This window comes from Micrococcus sp. 093350064-1 (assembly GCF_053627955.1).
On the sequence record NZ_JBSEYU010000002.1, the window covers coordinates 13,612 to 29,628 of the forward strand.

15 protein-coding genes and 1 riboswitch are annotated in these 16,017 nt (G+C 74.5%); of the genes, 3 read left to right on the forward strand and 12 right to left on the reverse strand.

Going from position 1 to position 16,017, the window contains the following annotated elements; translation table 11 throughout:
• Positions 1 to 9: 9 nt before the first annotated feature.
• Positions 10 to 219: a hypothetical protein gene (locus tag ACUW6W_RS02120; RefSeq protein ID WP_002857973.1), complete on the forward strand. Its 210-nt coding sequence runs from the start codon at positions 10 to 12 to the stop codon at positions 217 to 219.
• 90 nt (positions 220 to 309) lie between these two features.
• Here the strand turns inward: ACUW6W_RS02120 and ACUW6W_RS02125 are convergent, their stop codons facing one another.
• The 4 genes from ACUW6W_RS02125 to ACUW6W_RS02140 form a co-directional block, all read right to left on the reverse strand.
• Positions 310 to 1,110: an enoyl-CoA hydratase/isomerase family protein gene (locus ACUW6W_RS02125; RefSeq protein WP_069941412.1), complete on the reverse strand. Its 801-nt coding sequence runs from the start codon at positions 1,108 to 1,110 to the stop codon at positions 310 to 312.
• Positions 1,111 to 1,172: 62 nt separating this feature from the next.
• Positions 1,173 to 2,375, reverse strand: coding sequence for an acyl-CoA dehydrogenase family protein (locus ACUW6W_RS02130; protein WP_060974321.1), 1,203 nt, complete (start codon positions 2,373 to 2,375; stop codon positions 1,173 to 1,175).
• Entirely contained in the window at positions 2,372 to 3,970 is a 1,599-nt protein-coding gene (locus ACUW6W_RS02135) for a fatty acyl-CoA synthetase (protein WP_060974322.1), read from the reverse strand. Before ACUW6W_RS02135 ends, ACUW6W_RS02130 begins: the two co-directional genes overlap by 4 nt.
• A 20-nt stretch (positions 3,971 to 3,990) precedes the next feature.
• Positions 3,991 to 5,139: an acetyl-CoA C-acetyltransferase gene (locus tag ACUW6W_RS02140; RefSeq protein WP_036317622.1), complete on the reverse strand. Its 1,149-nt coding sequence runs from the start codon at positions 5,137 to 5,139 to the stop codon at positions 3,991 to 3,993.
• A gap of 258 nt (positions 5,140 to 5,397) precedes the next feature.
• Between ACUW6W_RS02140 and ACUW6W_RS02145 the strand changes: the two genes are divergently transcribed.
• Positions 5,398 to 5,652: a DUF6480 family protein gene (locus ACUW6W_RS02145; RefSeq protein ID WP_036317625.1), complete on the forward strand. Its 255-nt coding sequence runs from the start codon at positions 5,398 to 5,400 to the stop codon at positions 5,650 to 5,652.
• Positions 5,653 to 5,790: 138 nt separating this feature from the next.
• Here ACUW6W_RS02145 and ACUW6W_RS02150 read toward each other — a convergent pair whose 3' ends face one another.
• The 7 genes from ACUW6W_RS02150 to ACUW6W_RS02180 all read right to left on the reverse strand — a co-directional run bounded on the left by ACUW6W_RS02150 (position 5,791) and on the right by ACUW6W_RS02180 (position 13,444).
• A complete protein-coding gene (locus ACUW6W_RS02150) occupies positions 5,791 to 6,186 on the reverse strand; it encodes a hypothetical protein (RefSeq protein WP_036317637.1) in 396 nt (131 codons plus the stop codon).
• A gap of 190 nt (positions 6,187 to 6,376) precedes the next feature.
• Positions 6,377 to 7,819, reverse strand: coding sequence for an alanine/glycine:cation symporter family protein (locus ACUW6W_RS02155; RefSeq protein WP_336633852.1), 1,443 nt, complete (start codon positions 7,817 to 7,819; stop codon positions 6,377 to 6,379).
• Positions 7,820 to 7,880: 61 nt separating this feature from the next.
• The gene (locus ACUW6W_RS02160) at positions 7,881 to 9,233 is read right to left on the reverse strand and encodes an RNase H family protein (RefSeq protein ID WP_078025497.1); all 1,353 of its coding nucleotides are present in this window, start codon (positions 9,231 to 9,233) and stop codon (positions 7,881 to 7,883) included.
• A 212-nt stretch (positions 9,234 to 9,445) separates the two neighbouring features.
• Entirely contained in the window at positions 9,446 to 9,952 is a 507-nt protein-coding gene (locus ACUW6W_RS02165) for a TetR family transcriptional regulator (RefSeq protein ID WP_036316161.1), read from the reverse strand.
• A complete protein-coding gene (locus ACUW6W_RS02170) occupies positions 9,949 to 10,650 on the reverse strand; it encodes an ABC transporter ATP-binding protein (RefSeq protein WP_036316162.1) in 702 nt (233 codons plus the stop codon). The genes ACUW6W_RS02165 and ACUW6W_RS02170 overlap by 4 nt, the downstream gene beginning before the upstream one ends.
• On the reverse strand, positions 10,650 to 12,380 hold the full coding sequence (locus ACUW6W_RS02175) for an ABC transporter permease (RefSeq protein WP_063188893.1): 1,731 nt from the start codon (positions 12,378 to 12,380) through the stop codon (positions 10,650 to 10,652). The genes ACUW6W_RS02170 and ACUW6W_RS02175 overlap by 1 nt, the downstream gene beginning before the upstream one ends.
• On the reverse strand, positions 12,380 to 13,444 hold the full coding sequence (locus ACUW6W_RS02180) for a thiamine ABC transporter substrate-binding protein (protein ID WP_063188892.1): 1,065 nt from the start codon (positions 13,442 to 13,444) through the stop codon (positions 12,380 to 12,382). The genes ACUW6W_RS02175 and ACUW6W_RS02180 overlap by 1 nt, the downstream gene beginning before the upstream one ends.
• Before the next feature lie 66 nt (positions 13,445 to 13,510).
• Positions 13,511 to 13,616: riboswitch (TPP riboswitch) on the reverse strand.
• Between the two features lie 46 nt (positions 13,617 to 13,662).
• On the opposite strand from ACUW6W_RS02180, the gene ACUW6W_RS02185 reads away from it, so the two are divergent.
• The gene (locus ACUW6W_RS02185; protein WP_063188884.1) at positions 13,663 to 14,949 is read left to right on the forward strand and encodes an AI-2E family transporter; all 1,287 of its coding nucleotides are present in this window, start codon (positions 13,663 to 13,665) and stop codon (positions 14,947 to 14,949) included.
• On the opposite strand, the gene ACUW6W_RS02190 is transcribed toward ACUW6W_RS02185, so the two are convergent.
• Positions 14,915 to 15,964: an agmatine deiminase family protein gene (locus tag ACUW6W_RS02190; RefSeq protein WP_063188882.1), complete on the reverse strand. Its 1,050-nt coding sequence runs from the start codon at positions 15,962 to 15,964 to the stop codon at positions 14,915 to 14,917. The genes ACUW6W_RS02185 and ACUW6W_RS02190 overlap by 35 nt on opposite strands.
• Positions 15,965 to 16,017: the final 53 nt, after the last annotated feature.

Genomic DNA, 16,017 nt, shown 5'->3' on the forward strand with positions numbered 1-16,017 from the left:
GCTCGCCCCATGAAGATCGGTCTCCGCAAGCCCAGCCTGAAGAAGTCCATCAAGGCCCGCACCACGGGCCGCGCCAAGCGTGCGATCAAGCGCAAGGTCATCCCCGGCTACGGCCGCAAGGGGATGGGCTGGCTGCGCGATCCGAAGCGCGCCGCCTACAACGCCGTCTACCGGCGCACCACGGTCGGCCTGGGCGACGTCCTGAAGATGTTCAAGTGACCTCCACGCCCTCGCGGACCCGGCCGGGGTCGGCCCGCTGAACACGCGCCGCCGGCCTGGCCACTCACGGCCCGGGCTGTCGTCCGCCCCTCACCGGCCCGCGAACGCCTCCACCCGCCGCACGGCCTCCGGGTGCTCGGACGCCGCCGCGATCGACGCCGCCTCCTGCCGCACATGCGCGCGCAGCGCCTCGACGTCGGCCCCGCGCGCCAGCGCCTTCGTCGGCCCATAGGTGTGCGCCGGACCGGCCACCAGATCGTCCTCGAGCTCCGCCAGACGCGCCGCGAACGCGCCGCCGGCCACCGCCTCGGTCGCCAGGCCCCACGCGACGGCCTCGGTCCCGTTCAGGCGCCGCCCGCCGAGTAGCAGCTGCGTCGCGCGCACCGGCCCCAGCACCCGCGGCAGCCAGTAGGACACGCCCGTGTCCGGTGTCATCCCGAGCGCGGAGAACGCCGTCACCAGCTGCGCATCCTCGCGCACCAGCACGACGTCGCCGCCCAGCATGAGCCCGAGCCCCGCCCCGGCGGCCGTCCCGTTGACGCCGGCCAGCACCAGCAGGCGAGAGCCCGTCAGCGCCACCGCGACCTCGCCCGCCGCCTCGCCGAGCTCCTGGATCATCGCGCGCCGCTCCGGCCCGGCAGGCGCGGCGGCCATGGCCTGGACGTTCCCGCCGCCGCAGAAGATCCGTCCCGCGCCGGTCAGCGTGAGCACGTGCACGGACTCGTCCGCCTCGGCCGCGGCGATCGCCGCGAGCACCTCGCGCGCCATCGTCAGCCCGAGCGCGTTGCCCTTCGCGGGCCGGTTCAGCGTCAGCCGCACGACGCCGGGCCGCGTCTCGACGAGGACGGCGGGGGCGTCGTCGTGGGGGGAAGGGGTGGGTGCGGTGGTCATGTCAGCTCCTGGGGTCGGAAGGTGGGGGGCGGGTGCCGGGCACGAGAGCGGCCGGCCGGGGCTCACGCGAACGCGCTCATCCCGGTCAGGTCCCGGCCGAGGATCAACGCCTGCACGGACTCGGTGCCCTCGTAGGTGTGCAGCGCCTCGACGTCGGCGAAGTGCCGCATCACCCGGTGTTCCAGGAGGATGCCGTTGCCGCCGAGCATGTCCCGGGCGATCTGCGCCACCCGCCGCGCACCCCGGGTGCAGGCGTACTTCAGCAGGGAGGCCTGCTCGTCACGCAGCCGCCCCGCCGCCTGCAGGCGGGCCACGGCCACGCAGCGGGTCTGCATGGCGGTCACCTCGTCCAGCATCTGCGCGAGCCGTTCCTGCACCATCTGGTGCGCTCCCAGCGGCTTGCCGAACTGCTCGCGCTGCCGGGCGTAGGCGAGCGCGGCCTCGAACATCGCCGTGGCGTGGCCCAGCGCGGACCAGCCCACGTTCACGCGGGTGGCCACCAGCACGCGCGCGGCGTCCTTGAACGTCGCCACGTCCGGCAGCCGGGCGTCGTCGCCGACCCGCACGTCGGTCAGCGTGATCTCCGCCTGGTGGATGGCCCGCAGCGCGCCCTTGCCCGTGATCACCTCGGCCTCGTAGCCGGGCGTGGACTGCTCCACCACGAACCCCTTGACCTGGCCGTCCTCGGTGTCGCGCGCCCACACGATCGTGATGCCCCCGGCGGCCCCGTTGCCGATCCACTTCTTGGCGCCGTTCAGCACCCAGCCGCCGGCGCCGTCGGGCCGCGCGGACGTCTCGAGGGACACCGAGTCCGAACCGTGCAGCGGCTCCGTGAGCGCGAACCCGCCCGGCAGCGTGCCGCGCGCCACCGGCTCGAGGTACCGCTCCTTCTGCTCCGGGCTCGCGCAGTGCACCAGGGCGCGCAGCACGAGCCCGCCCTGCACCGCCGCCGCGGCCGCCATCGACCCGTCCGCGCGGGAGATCTCCATCGCCACCAGGCCCGCGGCCAACGGCGACATCACCGCGTGCCCCGGCACCTCCAGCCCGTCGGTGAGCAGGTCGAGCTCGCCCGCCCGCGCCACCAGGTCCAACGGGTACTCCGCCCGGTCCCAGTGCCCGTCGATCCGCTCGAGCACCTCCCGGCCGTAGGCACGGGCGCGGTCCCAGTGCGCGCGGTCCTCCTCCGTCGCCTCCCCGAACGCGTCCAGGTAGTCGACGTCCAGGGGCGTGACGACGTCGTAGGTCGGCTTCTGCCTGCGCGTCACCGGGCCTCCTGCGTCCGCTCGGCGCGCAGCGCGCGCTTGAGCAGCTTGCCCGACTGGTTCCGCGGCAGCTCCGCCACGAAGTCCACGCGCTTGGGCACCTTGAAGCCTGCCAGGCGCTCCTTCACGTGGGTGCGCACGGTCTCCGCGGTCAGCTCGGCGCCCTCCTTGAGCACGACGACGGCGGTCACCGCCTCGATCCAGCGCTCGTCCGGCAGGCCGATGACGGCGACCTCGGCCACCTCGTCGAGCTCGTAGATCGCGTCCTCGACCTCCCGCGGGGCGACCAGCACGCCGCCCGTGTTGATGACGTCCTTGATGCGGTCCACCACCTGGATGTAGCCGGCCGCGTCCTGGGTGACCTGGTCGCCGGAGCGGAACCAGCCGTCGTCGGTGAAGGCGTCCGCGGTGGCGTCCGGGCGGTTCCAGTAGCCGGAGAGCAGCTGCGGCGAGCGGTACTGGATCTCGCCGGGCTCGCCGGGCGCGGCGGGGGCGCCGTCGGCCGTCATCACCCGCGCCTCCACGTGGAACACGGGGCGGCCGCATGAGGCCGGCCGCGCGTCGTGCTCCTCGGGGCGCAGCACGGTGCACAGCGGGCCCAGCTCGGACTGGCCGAAGCAGTTGTAGAAGCCGATGCCCGGCTGACTCTGACGGAGGCGCTGCAGCACGGTCACCGGCATGATCGAGGCCCCGTACTGGGCCTTGTGCAGCGAGGAGAGGTCACGCGTGGCCAGGTCCGGATGGTTCGCCAGCGGCACCCAGACGGTGGGCGCCAGGAACAGGGAGCCGATGTGCTCGGTCTCCACGAGCTCGAGCATCCGGGGGATGTCCGGGGCGGCCAGCAGGCGCACCGTGGCGCCGAGGCTCAGGTAGGGGAGCAGGAACACGTGCATCGCGGCCGAGTGGTACAGCGGCATGGCCACCAGGGGGCGGTCCTCGGCCGTGAAGTCCAGCGCGATGATCGAGGAGAGGTACTCCGCCACGAGCGCCCGGTGGGACATCATGGCGCCCTTGGGGGTGGAGGTGGTGCCGGAGGTGTAGAGCAGCTGGGCCAGGTCGGTGGCCGACACCTCCGCCTCCGGGGCGGCGGCGTCCAACGTCTCGTCCTGGGCGGTCTGAAGCACGGAGGGCTCGGCGTGGCCGGCGGGGAGCATGGTCCACACGTGCCGCAGAGCCGACGCGCGGCCCTCGGCCCGGACCTGGTCGACCCGCTCGAGCATGCCGGCGTCGGCCACGAGCAGCTCCGCGCCGGAGTCCTCGAGGGCGTGGGCGAGCTCGCCGCCCTTGAGCGCGAAGTTCACGGGCACGTGCACGTAGCCGGCCGTGACGCAGGCGAGGAAGAGCAGCGCGTAGGCGTCCGAGTTGGTGGCGTAGGCGGCCACCCGGGTGCCGGCCGGCAGGCCGGTGTCCTGGAGGCGGCGGGCCACGCGGTGCGCTCCGTCCCGGAGCTGGGCGTAGGTCCAGTCGCGGTCCTCGAAGCGCAGGGCGACGGCCTGCGGGGAGCGGGCGACCGCGCGTGCGAACACGCGGCCGATCGTGTCCTCCGGGGCGGGGGAGAGGTGGCCGGCGTCGGTGGGGTGGGTGATCTGGTCGGGCATGGAAACCTCCGGGGGATGGGTCAGAGACGTTCGATCACGGTGACGTTGGCCTGGCCGCCGCCCTCGCACATGGTCTGCAGGCCGTAGCGGCCGCCCGTGCGCTCGAGCTCGTGCAGCAGGGAGGTCATCAGGCGGGCGCCGGTGGCGCCGATGGGGTGGCCCAGGGCGATCGCCCCGCCGTTGACGTTGACCTTCGCCGGATCGGCGCCGGTCTCGGTCAACCAGGCCAGCACGACGGCGGCGAACGCCTCGTTGATCTCCACGAGGTCCATGTCGTCGATGGTCAGGCCCATGCGGTCGAGCGCGTACGCCGTCGCCGGGATCGGGGCGGAGAGCATCATGACGGGGTCGGCGCCGCGGGCGGAGAGGTGGTGGATGCGGGCTCGCGGGGTGAGGCCGTGGCGGCGCACCGCCTCCTCGGAGGCGAGCAGGAGGGCGGCCGCGCCGTCGGACATCTGGGAGGCGGTGGCGGCGGTGTGCAGCCCGCCGGGGACGATCGGGTCGAGCGAGGCGATCTTCGTGGCGTCCGGGGTGCGGGGGCCCTCGTCCGCGGTGAGGCCGGCGAGGGGTAGGATCTCGCGGTCGAAGCGACCGTCGGCCTGGGCGGCGAGCGCACGCTCGTGGGAGCGCACCGCGAACTCCTCCAGGGCGTCACGGTCCAGGTTCCAGTGCCGGGCCATCATCTCGGCCCCGCGGAACTGGGAGATCTCCTCGCTCCCGTAGCGGGCGGCCCAGGACTCGGAGCCGGTGAACGGGTCGGGGAAGCCGAGATCGCGGGCGGCCGTGTTGGACCGGGAGAGCGGGATCGCGCTCATGGACTGGACGCCACCGGCGACGACGAGGTCCGCCGTCCCGCTCATGACGGCCTGCGCGGCGTAGTGGACCGCCTGCTGGCCGGAGCCGCACTGGCGTTCGACCGTGGTGCCGGGGACGTCCTCGGAGAGCCCGGCCGCGAGCCAGGCGTTGCGCGCCACGTCCATGGCCTGCGGGCCGAGCTGGTCGATGCAGCCGAGGATGACCTCGTCGTATTCGGCTGAGTCGATGTCCTGGCGGCCGACGAGCTCGCGCAACGGCGCGGCCGCCAGGTCGAGGGGATGCACACCGGCGAGCCCCTTCCCTCGGCGACCCACGGGGGTGCGGACGGCGTCGATGATGTAGGCCTCGGGCATGGGGGCTCCTCCGGACGGCGGGGACGTGACGCCGATCACGCTATTGCTTGGACATCCAACGATCAAGAGTGTGACGGGATCCGTCGCGGCGGCGTGGAGGAGCGCCGTTTCGTCAACGAAAGCGGCTCGGGGCGCGCCGTTTCGGCTACGAAAGCGCTGGGGCGGGCGTCGCCATACCCTGGTCAGGACCCCCTGCCCCGGGCCTAGCGTAAGGACCAGCGGCATGCACCCGTGCCGCCGAGACGAGAGGAACCGGCCATGGCCACCCCGCACACCCCCGACCCCCAGGACGCCCGGCGCGCACGCGAGGCGACGGACGAGACCTCCGGTGCCGCGTTCGACGGCGACACGCCCCCAGCCGAGGGCGCAGGCGTCGGCCCGAGCAACCCGGGCATGGACGTGGAGCAGACCGGCGAGCGCTCGGCGGGCAAGATCGTGCTCGGGCTGATCATCGCCCTCGTGGTCATCGGCGTCCTGCTGTTCATCCTGGGCCGCGTCGCCGGCCTCGGCTGAGCCGCGGCGCAGACCCCTCGGGCACGCCACCGGCACACCACGACCACGGGGCGGGCACCGATCCGTCGGTGCCCGCCCCGTGGTCGTGTCCGCTCCGCGGTGATGCCGTTCAGCGGCGACTCCGCACCGTCGCAGCGGTCAGAAGCCGCCGCCCATGGTCCGGCGGCCACCCGCCGTGCGTCGGCCGGCGGCACCGGACCGGCCGCGGGAGGCGAGGGCCCCGCCGAGCAGCCCGCCCAGCAGGCCGGTGCCGAGGCCGCCCGTGGACCGGGCCGAGGGCCCGAAGCCGCCGCGGTACGCACCGGAGCTGCGCCCGCGCGTCGTGCTTCCGGCGCCGCGGCGCGAGAGCTCACGCAGCGCCAGACCGCCGAGCGTGCCCAGGAGGGCACCGCCCAGGCCGCTGGACCGGCGTCCCTGAGAGCGGGCCTGCCGGCCGAAGCCGGGGGACCGGCCGATGTGCGCACCGATGGTGGGTCGGCTGGAGCGGCGGCCACCGCCGCCGAGAGTGCGGGTGAGGCTGGAGAGGATGCCCATGGTGTCCTCCTCGGACGTCGTGCCGGCCACTCGTGCGTGGCCGGTCGGGTGCGCCTCAACCTAGGCGCCGACCCCCGCACGGTGTCCAGACCGGGCCTCCTCATGCATCGAGGCGGGATATCCACCCCACGGCCGCCCGCGGCAGCCGGATGGGGTCGATATCCCGCCTCGAAACGCGCGGGCGGGGGCGTCAGTCCTGGAGCGGGGAGGTCTTCGGCTCGTCCCTCCAGAGGGCCACGTTCCGCGCCTCGGGCAGGTCGGAGATGTGGAAGCCCGGATCCATGCCCGCCTTGAGCTTGCGCTCGTAGTCCCGGAGCAGCTTCACGGCCAGCCCGCCCAGCGGGATGATCGCCACGAGGTTGATGGTCGCCATGAGGGCCGCGAACGTGTCCGCGAGGTTCCACACCAGCGCCACGGAGCCGAGCGCGCCGCCGACCACGCACACCAGCACGAGCACGCGGAACACGGTGATGGCCGGGCCCGCGTGGCGGCCGGCCAGGTACCGGATGTTGGCCTCGCCGTAGTAGGTGTTGCCCAGCACGGAGGACCAGGCCAGGAAGAAGATGATGACGGTCAGCGCCGGGCCGGCCCACGCGCCCACGGCCTGCTGGAGCGCACCCTGGGTCACCTGCATGCCGATCGCCTCCCCGCGTCCGTAGGCCGGGTTGGAGAGCAGGATGACGAACGCGGTGGCCGAGCACACGATCAGGGTGTCGAAGTAGACGCCCAGGGACTGCACGAAGCCCTGCTTGGCCGGGTGGGAGACGGCCGCGGTGGCGGCGGCGTTCGGGGCGGAGCCCATGCCGGCCTCGTTGGAGAACATGCCGCGGCGCACGCCCTGCATCACCATCGTCATGCCGACGGCGGCGCCCGCGACCTCGCGCAGGCCGAACGCGTGGCCCACGATCAGCGCGATCATGCCCGGGACCTCGGTGATGTTGACGACCATCACGATCAGGGCCAGGAAGATGTAGAACGTGGCCATCACGGGGACCAGCACGTTGGTCACGGCCGAGAGCCGGCGCACGCCGCCGAAGATCACGAGGCCGGTGAGGGCGGCCAGGCCCAGGCCCACGATCCACGCGGTGGTGGAGGACGCGCCCCAGTTGGCCTGCACGGACTCGGAGATCGAGTTGGACTGCACGGCGTTGAACACGAAGCCGTAGGTCACGGTGATGGCGACGGCGAACACGGCCGCCAGCCACTTCGCGCCCAGGCCGTCGCGGATGTAGTACGCGGGGCCGCCGAAGTAGCCGTCCGAGCCCTTCTGCTTGTACAGCTGGGCCAGCGTGGACTCGACGAACGCGGTGGCGCCGCCGATGATCGCCAGCAGCCACATCCAGAACACGGCGCCCGGGCCGCCGATCACGATCGCGATCGCCACGCCGGCCACGTTGCCGGTGCCCACGCGCGAGGCCGCCGAGATGGTGAAGGCGCGGAACGGGCTCACGCCGTCGTTCTCGAACCCGGTCTGGGACTTGGCCGTCACCGACCGCAGCATCTCCGGGAGCATGCGCACCTGCACGCCCACGGTCCGGATGGTGAACCACACCCCGGCCACGAAGAGCAGCGCCATCACGACGTACCAGTACTTGTCGTTGAGGGCCGTGATGGCCGCTGTGATCTGTTCCACTGTCGCTTCCACAGCCCCACCCTAGAGGCTGGGGCGGAGGACGGGGAATCGGGGGCCGGGGTCAGCCGGCGGCGTCGTCCTCGACGCGGAGCTGGATCAGCTGCCCCATCCGCTCGGGCAGGTCCCCCTCGGGGGTGCCGACGCTGGCGTGGCGGGCGGCGGCCCGGGCGAGGTCGTCGGCCAGTTCGTTGCCGTGCACGCCCACGTGGCCCTTGACCCACGTGGTGTCCACCTGGACGTCCGCGGCCTGCGCCAGGTCGACGGCGGCCAGCAGGCGCCGCAGGGTGCGGCGGATGCGCTCGCCCCGGGCGCCGCCGAGGGTGAGCCGCTCGCGGCGGGCGGCGTTGAGCAGGGCCAGCGCGGCGCGCGAGTCCGAGTGGATGGTGACCCGGCCGCCGGGGGTGCCCGCCCACGCGCAGATCACGTGCCCCAGCACGAGCGCCTCGAGTTCCACCTCGAGCGGCATCGTGGCCCCGGCCACGGCCTGCACGGCCCACATGCTCGGCCCGGCGACGGCGGCCGCCCCGCCGATGCGGGAGCCGCGCAGCACGGAGCCGTCCACGTACACGTCCGTCACGTCCGCCTCGTCCGCGAACGTGAGGCTGTGGGTCACCCCGGGCAGGTTGCGGCGCAGGAAGCGGTCCGTGCGGCGGCGGGAGAGGAAGACGCCGGAGGAGCGGCGCAGCGCGTCCTCCTCCTCCTGGGCGGCCTCGATGGCCTCGAGCGGGATCCGGGCCGCGCCCGTCTGGGCGACCGTCTCCGGGTCCACGTCCGGCAGCAGGTAGCTGGAGCGCTGCGTGCCCACGGGGGACTCGTCGAGCCGGTAGGAGACCACGCGCGTGTCCACGGGGGCGAGGACCTCGAGCAGGGAGAGCAGCTCGGCGTCCCGGTCCGAGCGCAGCCGCACGATCACCGGGCGCTCCGGTGGCAGGTCGACGGTGACGGTGGACCAGAAGACGCTCAGATGCGCCGTGCCGACCATCCCGGTGTAGACGTGGCCGCGGACGTCGTCGCCGAGCTCGCGCAGCTCAAGCTCGCGGGCCACGTAGACGATGCCCCCCGTCGTCGGATGCAGGTCCAGGCGGAGGGCGGGGCCGTGGTCCACGCCGGGCAGCATGGCCAGCGGGCTGGCCACCACGCGGACGCCGTCCCGGCGGATCCGGGTGCGCGGCGGGGAGGGGCGGGGGACGACGGGGCCGGTGCGCGTGAGGTCGACGCCGTTCCGGTCCCGCGGGGTGCCCCGAGGCCGGCGGGCACGGACCACGCGCAGCGGGCGGTGCTGCTCCTCCGCCTTGGCGCCCGGGCCACGGAAGTCCCAGCCCACGTCGACGAGCGCCGCGGGGTGTGCGGGCTCGACGTCGTGATGCAGCGTCCGGTCCACGACCGTCCGCGGGTGGTTGATCCGTGCTCCCATGGCTTCGCCGGCTGTGTCGAAGGGGACCGCGCCGGAACTGTGAGCCGGGTCCGGCGGGCCATGCTGGTACTGCGGCGGTCGGGCGGGATCGCCGTGGACGAAGGGGACGACCCGTCCCGACCTGTTCTGCTCTGGGCGACCTTACCGAGCGCACCTGTGAGGAGGCAGGTCTCCTCTCCTCGGCCTCCCGCGCGGCGGCGTCGGACGAGGGGTCAGAGCGGGTCCGTGCGGTGCCGCTGCACGTCCGGGCCGGTCGCCACGCCGAGCGCCTGCGCCTGTGCGCGCTGCTGCCGCAGGGACACGGTGCCCAGCAGCAGCGCCAGGGCCCGCTCCCCGTCCTCCGGGGTGTCCGCCGCCTCGGTGAGCAGACGGTGCAGGCCGAGGCCGCCCAGCCCGAGCGCGAGGGCGGAGAGCACCACGTCCGCCCCGTCCCGGTGCCGCAGCAGGGCGGCCTCCGCGGCCTCGGCGCGGCCCGCCAGGTCCGTGACGCGGCGGGCGCGCACGGTCTCCTCCGCCTCGGCGACGATCCGGTCCGCCACCCGCGCCAGCAGTGACTGCTTGTCCGGCACGTGCCAGTACAGCGCGGAGGCCTGCACGCCCAGCACCCCGGCCACGCGCCGCATGGACAGGTCGCCCATGCCGAAGTCCTGCAGGATCCCGACGGCGGCGTCCACCACGTCCTGGGCGGTCAGCCGGGGGCGGGGTGCGGGCGGGGTCATGCCTGAGAGGCTACCGCCGGGCCGTCCTCCTCCGCCGCGATGCGTCCCCCCGCGCCGAGGCGCACGGTGCGGTCGGCCATCACGGCGGCCTCCGCGAGGTCGTGGGTGACGACGACGCCGGTCGTCCCCGCCGCCCGCAGCACCGCCCGGATGTCCTCGGCCAGGCGCCGGCGCAGGTCCGCGTCGAGCGCGGACAGCGGCTCGTCCAGCAGGAGCACCCGCGGGGCCGGGGCCAGCGACCGGGCCAGCGCCACGCGCTGGGCCTGCCCGCCGGAGAGCCGCTGCACAGGCCGGTCCGTGAGCTCGGTCAGGCCCACCAGGTCCAGCAGCTCGGCCACGCGTGCCCGCCGCCGGGCCCGGTCCCAGCCGGCGGACTCGAGGCCGTACGCCACGTTCCGGCCCACGGTCCGGTGCGGGAACAGCTGCCCGTCCTGGAACACCATCCCCACGCCCCGGCGGTGCGTCGGCACCGCCGCCACGTCCCGCCCGTCGAGCTCCACCGTGCCCGCCACGACGTCCTCGAGCCCGGCGATCCCGCGCAGGATCGTGGACTTGCCCGAGCCGGAGGCGCCCACGAGCGCCACGATCTCCCCGGCGGCCACGTCCAGGTCCGTCCCCCGCACGGGGGTGGAGCCGTCCGGGTAGCGGATCGCCACATCCCGCAGCCGGAGGGAGGCCCCCGTCGTCGTCGGCGTCATCAGAGACCTCCCGCCCCGGCCGGGCCCCGGGGGCGCAGCCGCTCGCACACCAGCATGATCCCGGCGCTCAGCACGGCCAGCACCGTGGCCGCCGCGAGCGCCATTCCGTAGTTGTCCGCGCCCGGCCGGCCCAGCAGCCGGGCGATCAGCACCGGAAGGGTGGGCGCGGACGGGCTCGCCAGGAAGCTCGTGGCCCCGAACTCGCCCAGGGACACCGCGAACGCGAAGCCCGCCGCCACGCCCACGCCGCGGGCGAGGAACGGACCGTCCACCGTGGCCAGCACCCGCCACGGGCCCGCCCCGAGGGTGCGCGCGGCCTCCCGCAGCCGCGGGTCCACCGCCGCGAGCACGGGCACGAGCGCCCGCACCGCGAGCGGCAGCGCCACCACCGCCTGGGCCAGCGGCACGAGCACGCCCGAGGCCGCCAGCTCCGGGTACGTGGCCCGCAGGGACACGACGAAGCCGAAGCCCACGGTCACCGCGGACACCCCGAGCGGCAGGAGCAGGGCGCCGTCGAGGGCCCGCTGGGCCGCCAGCGCCGCGCGTGAACGGAAGGGCCGGGTCAACAGCAGGGCCAGCGGCACGGCCACCACGAGCGTCACGAGCGTGGCGTCCACGGCCACCCGCAGGGACTGTTCGAGCGCCTGGGCCGGCGTCGACCCGCCCACGAACCCGCTGCCCGCGCTCGTGGACAGCAGCCGATAGTTGCCCAACCCCCAGCCGTGGCGGGTGTGGAAGGAGCGCACCACGAGCGTCAGGATCGGGGCCACCACGAGCGCCACCACCGCGAGCATCACGGCCACCGGGACCGCGTCCGCGCGCGTGAGCCGGGCCGGCGGCGTCTCCCGCAGGCGCAGCGCCCGCTGGGTGCGCGCCGCCGTCACGCCGGAGACCACGACGGCGGCCAGCACCACCGCGAACTGCAGCACGGAGAACACCGCCGCGGTCCGCAGGTCCAGGTAGACAGAGGTCTGCACCCAGATCTCCGACTCGAGCGTGCCGTAGCCGGGCCGGCCGAGCGTCTGGACGATGCCGAACGCGGACGCGCAGAACAGGAACACCAGGGCCGCGCTCGCGGCGATCGCCGGGGCGAGCTGGGGCAGCGTCACGGTGCGGAACGCCCGCCACGGAGAGGCGCCCAGGGTGCGGGCGGCCTCGGTCTGGCGCGGGTCCAGCGCGTTCCACAGCGCGCCCACCTGGCGCACCACCACGGACACGTTGAAGAAGACCATGGCCAGCACGACGGCGGTGGTCGTCTGGTCCAGCCCGGTGAAGCCGAGCGGTCCGCCGGGGGCGAGCAGGGCGCGGAACGCGACGCCGACCACCACCGTGGGCAGCACGAACGGCACGAGCACGAGGGCGCGGAGCACGGCCCGCCCCGGGACGCGACGCCGGTGCAGCACGAACGCGGTCGGCAGGCCGAGCGCCACGGAGACCACCGTGCCGGCGGCGGCCATGCCGAGCGTCTGGCCGAGGATGCGCCACGTGCGCTCGCGGGCGAGGGTCTCCCCGAAGGCGGTGAGGTCCACGGCGCCGGTGAACGCGTCGGCGTCGCCGCCGATCCCGCGCCAGAGCATGGCCGCCACGGGCCACGCGAAGAAGACGAGCAGGAAGGCGACCGGCAGGACGGCGGCCACCAGCCACCACGGGCCGAGCCCGTCTCCCCGGCCGCGGGCCCGCCGGCGCGGCAGGTCCGTGCCGGGGGCCGCGACCTCGGTGAGCGCGGACATCAGCGCCGGGAGGCCTCGGACAGGGCGGTCCACTCCTTCAGCAGGTCCTCGCGGCGCTCGTCGATGCGGGCGGGGTCCGGGGTGATGGCGTCCTCGACGAGCGGCGCGTTCTGCGCCCACTCCTCGGGCAGCTGCACCGACTCGTCGATCGGGTACATGTACATCGACTCGGGCAGGGCGGACTGGACCTCCTCGGTGAGCATGAAGTCCACGAACGCCTGCGCGCCCTCGGGGTTCTTCGCGCCCTCGAGCACGCCGGCGTACTCGACCTGCGGGGTGCAGGAGTCCTCGATCACCTCGGTCTCGGGGGCGAACGCGGGGGAGGAGGAGTAGGAGAGCACCACCGGGAACCGACCCTTGCCCTCGCCGCCGGAGAAGTCCGAGTTGTAGGCGTCGGACCAGCTGTCGGCGACCTTGCCCCCGTGCTCCATCAGGCCCCGCCACCAGTCCTGCCAGCCGTCGTCGCCGTACTTCTCCGTGGTGGCCGCGAGCAGCGCCAGGCCGGGGGAGGAGGCCACGGGGGAGGTGGCGACCGTCAGCTTCGCGTACTCGGGGTCGTCGAGCTGGTCGATCGAGGTGGGGGCCTCGACGTCGTGGGCCTCGAACCATGCCGGATCCGTGTTGAAGCACACCTGGCCCTGGTCCACCGGGGTCATGCGGTCCTCCACCATCCGGTCCTGTGCGGAGGCGGGCAGGTCCTGCGGGGTGTATTCGGCGACGACGCCCTCGCGGACGAGGCGGTGCGCCGAGTGGTCCTCCACGCCGTAGACGCCGTCCACGGTGGGCTCGTCCTTGGCCAGCAGGAGCTGGTTCACCACGCTGCCGGCGTCGCCGGGGGCCGTCGTCTTCAGGGTGTAGCCGGACTCCTGCTCGAACTTCTGGACGAGCTCCTGGGGCAGGTTGAACGAGTCGTGCGTCATGATCGTCACCGTCGTCGGCTCGCCGCCGGCGCCGGCGGCGGACGACGACGCCCCGTCGCCGGACGAGCCGGACACCGAACAGCCGGTGAGGGCGAGGGCGGCCACTGAGAGGGCGGCGAGGGCGCGGTGCGGGGTGCGGGACATGGCGGTTCTCCTCTGGGACGGCAGAGGGGCCGGGACGAGGCCGCCACCGGAATCCCGGGACGACGTCGACCGGGAGACTCGACTTCCTTCGCCGGTGCGGACCGGAGCAGGTTCGAGGGTCTGCGGCGGACCGCACTCTCAGCGCCGCGCGGGCGCTCCCCTGTCGATGTGGACTGGTCCCGACCCTACCCCGTCCGGCCCGCGCATAGACTGCCCGCGTGAGCGCCGCACAGCCCGCGGGGGTGACCCCGCCGCCCGCCTCGTCCAGCCCCGCCTCCGACTGGGACATCCGCCGCCCCCACCGCATGTGGCCGCGCATGCTGGTGATCGTCCTGACGCTCGCGGGCCTGGTGCTGGTGGTGCAGTTCTTCCAGGGGATCGCCTCCATCGCGGCGCCTGTGTTCCTGGGGCTGAACCTCGTGATCGTGGCCTACCCGCTGCAGGCCTGGCTCATCCGCCGGGGCCTGCACCCCGTGCTCGGGGCCACCGCCACCCTCCTCGTGGTCGTCGCGGTGATGGCCGTGTTCGGGGGCATGATGGTGTGGTCCGGCCTCGAGCTGGTGGCGGAGCTGCCGAAGTACGCGGACCGCTTCCAGCAGATCGTCCTGGACGTCTCGCACTGGCTCAACGAGCGCGGCGTGACCCCGGACATGGTGTCCCAGCAGCTGGCCTCGATCGACATGAGCACCGTGACCGGGACGGCCGTCAGCGCCATCACGAAGATCGCCACGAACGTCTACGCGGTCTTCGGCCTGCTCGTCACCGTGATCATGGGCATGTTCTTCCTCGCGATGGACTCGATGGACGTCGAACGCCGCGTCCGCCTGCTCAGCACCGCCCGCCACGAGTTCGGCCACGCCCTGGTCGAGTTCGCCCAGGGCGTGCGCCGCTACTGGGTGGTCACCACGGTGTTCGGCCTGATCGTGGCGGTGCTGGACGTGATCGCCCTCATGCTGATCGGCGTCCCGCTCGCGCTCGTGTGGGGCGTGCTCAGCTTCCTCACCAACTACATCCCGAACATCGGCTTCATCATCGGCCTGCTGCCGCCGGCCGTCCTGGGCCTGGCGGCGGGCGGCTGGTCCGACTTCCTGTGGGTGGTGGTCAGCTACTCGGTGCTGAACTTCGTGCTGCAGTCCGTGATCCAGCCCAAGGTGGCCGGCGACGCGATCGGCGTGATCCCCACCGTCAGCTTCCTCTCCCTGCTCTTCTGGGCCTGGGTCCTCGGCCCGCTCGGCGCCATCCTCGCGCTGCCCTGCACGCTGCTGGCCAAGGCCGTGCTGATCGACGCCGACCCGAACGCCCGCTGGATCAACGCGCTCATCGCCTCGGACCTGAAGGGGATGGAGCGCCGTCAGTCCTCGCTCCTGGAACGGCTGCGCCCGGCGGCCTGGCGATCCGACGCGCACGGGGGAGATGAGGACCGCGCCTCGGCGGACGGCGGGGACGACGACGGTCCCGCGACGGACGAGGTCACGGGCGAGGCTGGAGCAGCACCAGGTCGTTGAGCGCGCCGGCCAGCCGCAGCAGCGGCGGGGCGGGGAACGACAGCTGGGGCAGCCCCGGGTGCAGTGCCGCGCACGCGGCGGCCGCGGCCTCCTCACCCGCGGCGTCCTCGAACGCCGGCCGCAGCACCGCCGCGCCCAGCGGCAGCGTGTCCAGGAGGGAGCGGGGGCCCCGCTCGGCCGGGTCGTACGCGGCGGGCTGCGCCGCCCCGGTCACCGTGCGCACGCGCAGGGGCCGGCCGGCGGCGTCGTCGGCGCCCTGCAGGAAGCGCAGCGCCGCCGCGGCGTACGGGTGCTCGGGGTGGAACCGGTCGCCGCGCCAGTGCACGGCGGCCTCGCCGTCACCCCCCAGCCGCACCCACGAGGCCAGGTGGCCGGGCCCGCCCCACGGCCCGGTGTCCGGCCGCGGTGCCGGCGGCACCCACAGCACCCGGGTGATCCCCAGCAGGGCGGCGAACTCGGCGGCCACCTGGCCGGGGGTCCACGCGCCGTTGATCCGCCCGTCCAGCACGGGGTCCGCGGCCACCACGGCCGTCCCCTCGCCGTCGCTCACCCAGGCCCCGCGCGGGGCGCACAGCAGGGGGGTGAGCAGCGGCAGTCCCGCCGCCTCCGCCACGGCCGTCGCGGCCGCGCCGTCGAGCGGTCCGGTCCCGGTCAGTCCCGCGGCGCTGCGCCAGGCGACGGCGGCCAGGCCCTCGGGGCGGCGGACGAAGCTCGGCCCGGTGCGGCCCAGCAGCGGTGAGCCCACGGGCGCGCGCAGCAGGTCCACCTCCGGGGGCACCAGCCGCGCCGCCCCGGCGTCGCGCGGGTGGGCGAGCACGGTGACCGGCAGCACGGCGGCGAGCGTCTCCGCTAGGCCCACGACGGCGTCCCGCGTCTCGTCCAACAGCGTCGGCACCGGGTGGCGGTGGGGCAGGACGAGCCAGGCCCGCTCGGGCGGGTCCTCGGGTCCGGGCACGGGCACGACGACGTCCCGGCGCTCCCGCGCGTCGGTGGGGGCGGGGTCGGCGGCGGCCATGGCGGACGGGCTCCTGGGAAGACGGCGGCGACGCGCGGGCGCGCGGCGAGGGG

Bases quoted from the DNA above. Each gene is read 5' to 3' on its own strand.
- ACUW6W_RS02120 (WP_002857973.1), top strand. From the start codon at position 10: ATGAAGATCGGTCTCCGCAAGCCCAGCCTGAAGAAGTCCATCAAGGCC.
- ACUW6W_RS02125 (WP_069941412.1), bottom strand. From the start codon at position 1,110: ATGACCACCGCACCCACCCCTTCCCCCCACGACGACGCCCCCGCCGTC.
- ACUW6W_RS02135 (WP_060974322.1), bottom strand. From the start codon at position 3,970: ATGCCCGACCAGATCACCCACCCCACCGACGCCGGCCACCTCTCCCCC.
- ACUW6W_RS02140 (WP_036317622.1), bottom strand. From the start codon at position 5,139: ATGCCCGAGGCCTACATCATCGACGCCGTCCGCACCCCCGTGGGTCGC.
- ACUW6W_RS02145 (WP_036317625.1), top strand. From the start codon at position 5,398: ATGGCCACCCCGCACACCCCCGACCCCCAGGACGCCCGGCGCGCACGC.
- ACUW6W_RS02150 (WP_036317637.1), bottom strand. From the start codon at position 6,186: ATGGGCATCCTCTCCAGCCTCACCCGCACTCTCGGCGGCGGTGGCCGC.
- ACUW6W_RS02160 (WP_078025497.1), bottom strand. From the start codon at position 9,233: ATGGGAGCACGGATCAACCACCCGCGGACGGTCGTGGACCGGACGCTG.
- ACUW6W_RS02165 (WP_036316161.1), bottom strand. From the start codon at position 9,952: ATGACCCCGCCCGCACCCCGCCCCCGGCTGACCGCCCAGGACGTGGTG.
- ACUW6W_RS02170 (WP_036316162.1), bottom strand. From the start codon at position 10,650: ATGACGCCGACGACGACGGGGGCCTCCCTCCGGCTGCGGGATGTGGCG.
- ACUW6W_RS02175 (WP_063188893.1), bottom strand. From the start codon at position 12,380: ATGTCCGCGCTCACCGAGGTCGCGGCCCCCGGCACGGACCTGCCGCGC.
- ACUW6W_RS02180 (WP_063188892.1), bottom strand. From the start codon at position 13,444: ATGTCCCGCACCCCGCACCGCGCCCTCGCCGCCCTCTCAGTGGCCGCC.
- ACUW6W_RS02190 (WP_063188882.1), bottom strand. From the start codon at position 15,964: ATGGCCGCCGCCGACCCCGCCCCCACCGACGCGCGGGAGCGCCGGGAC.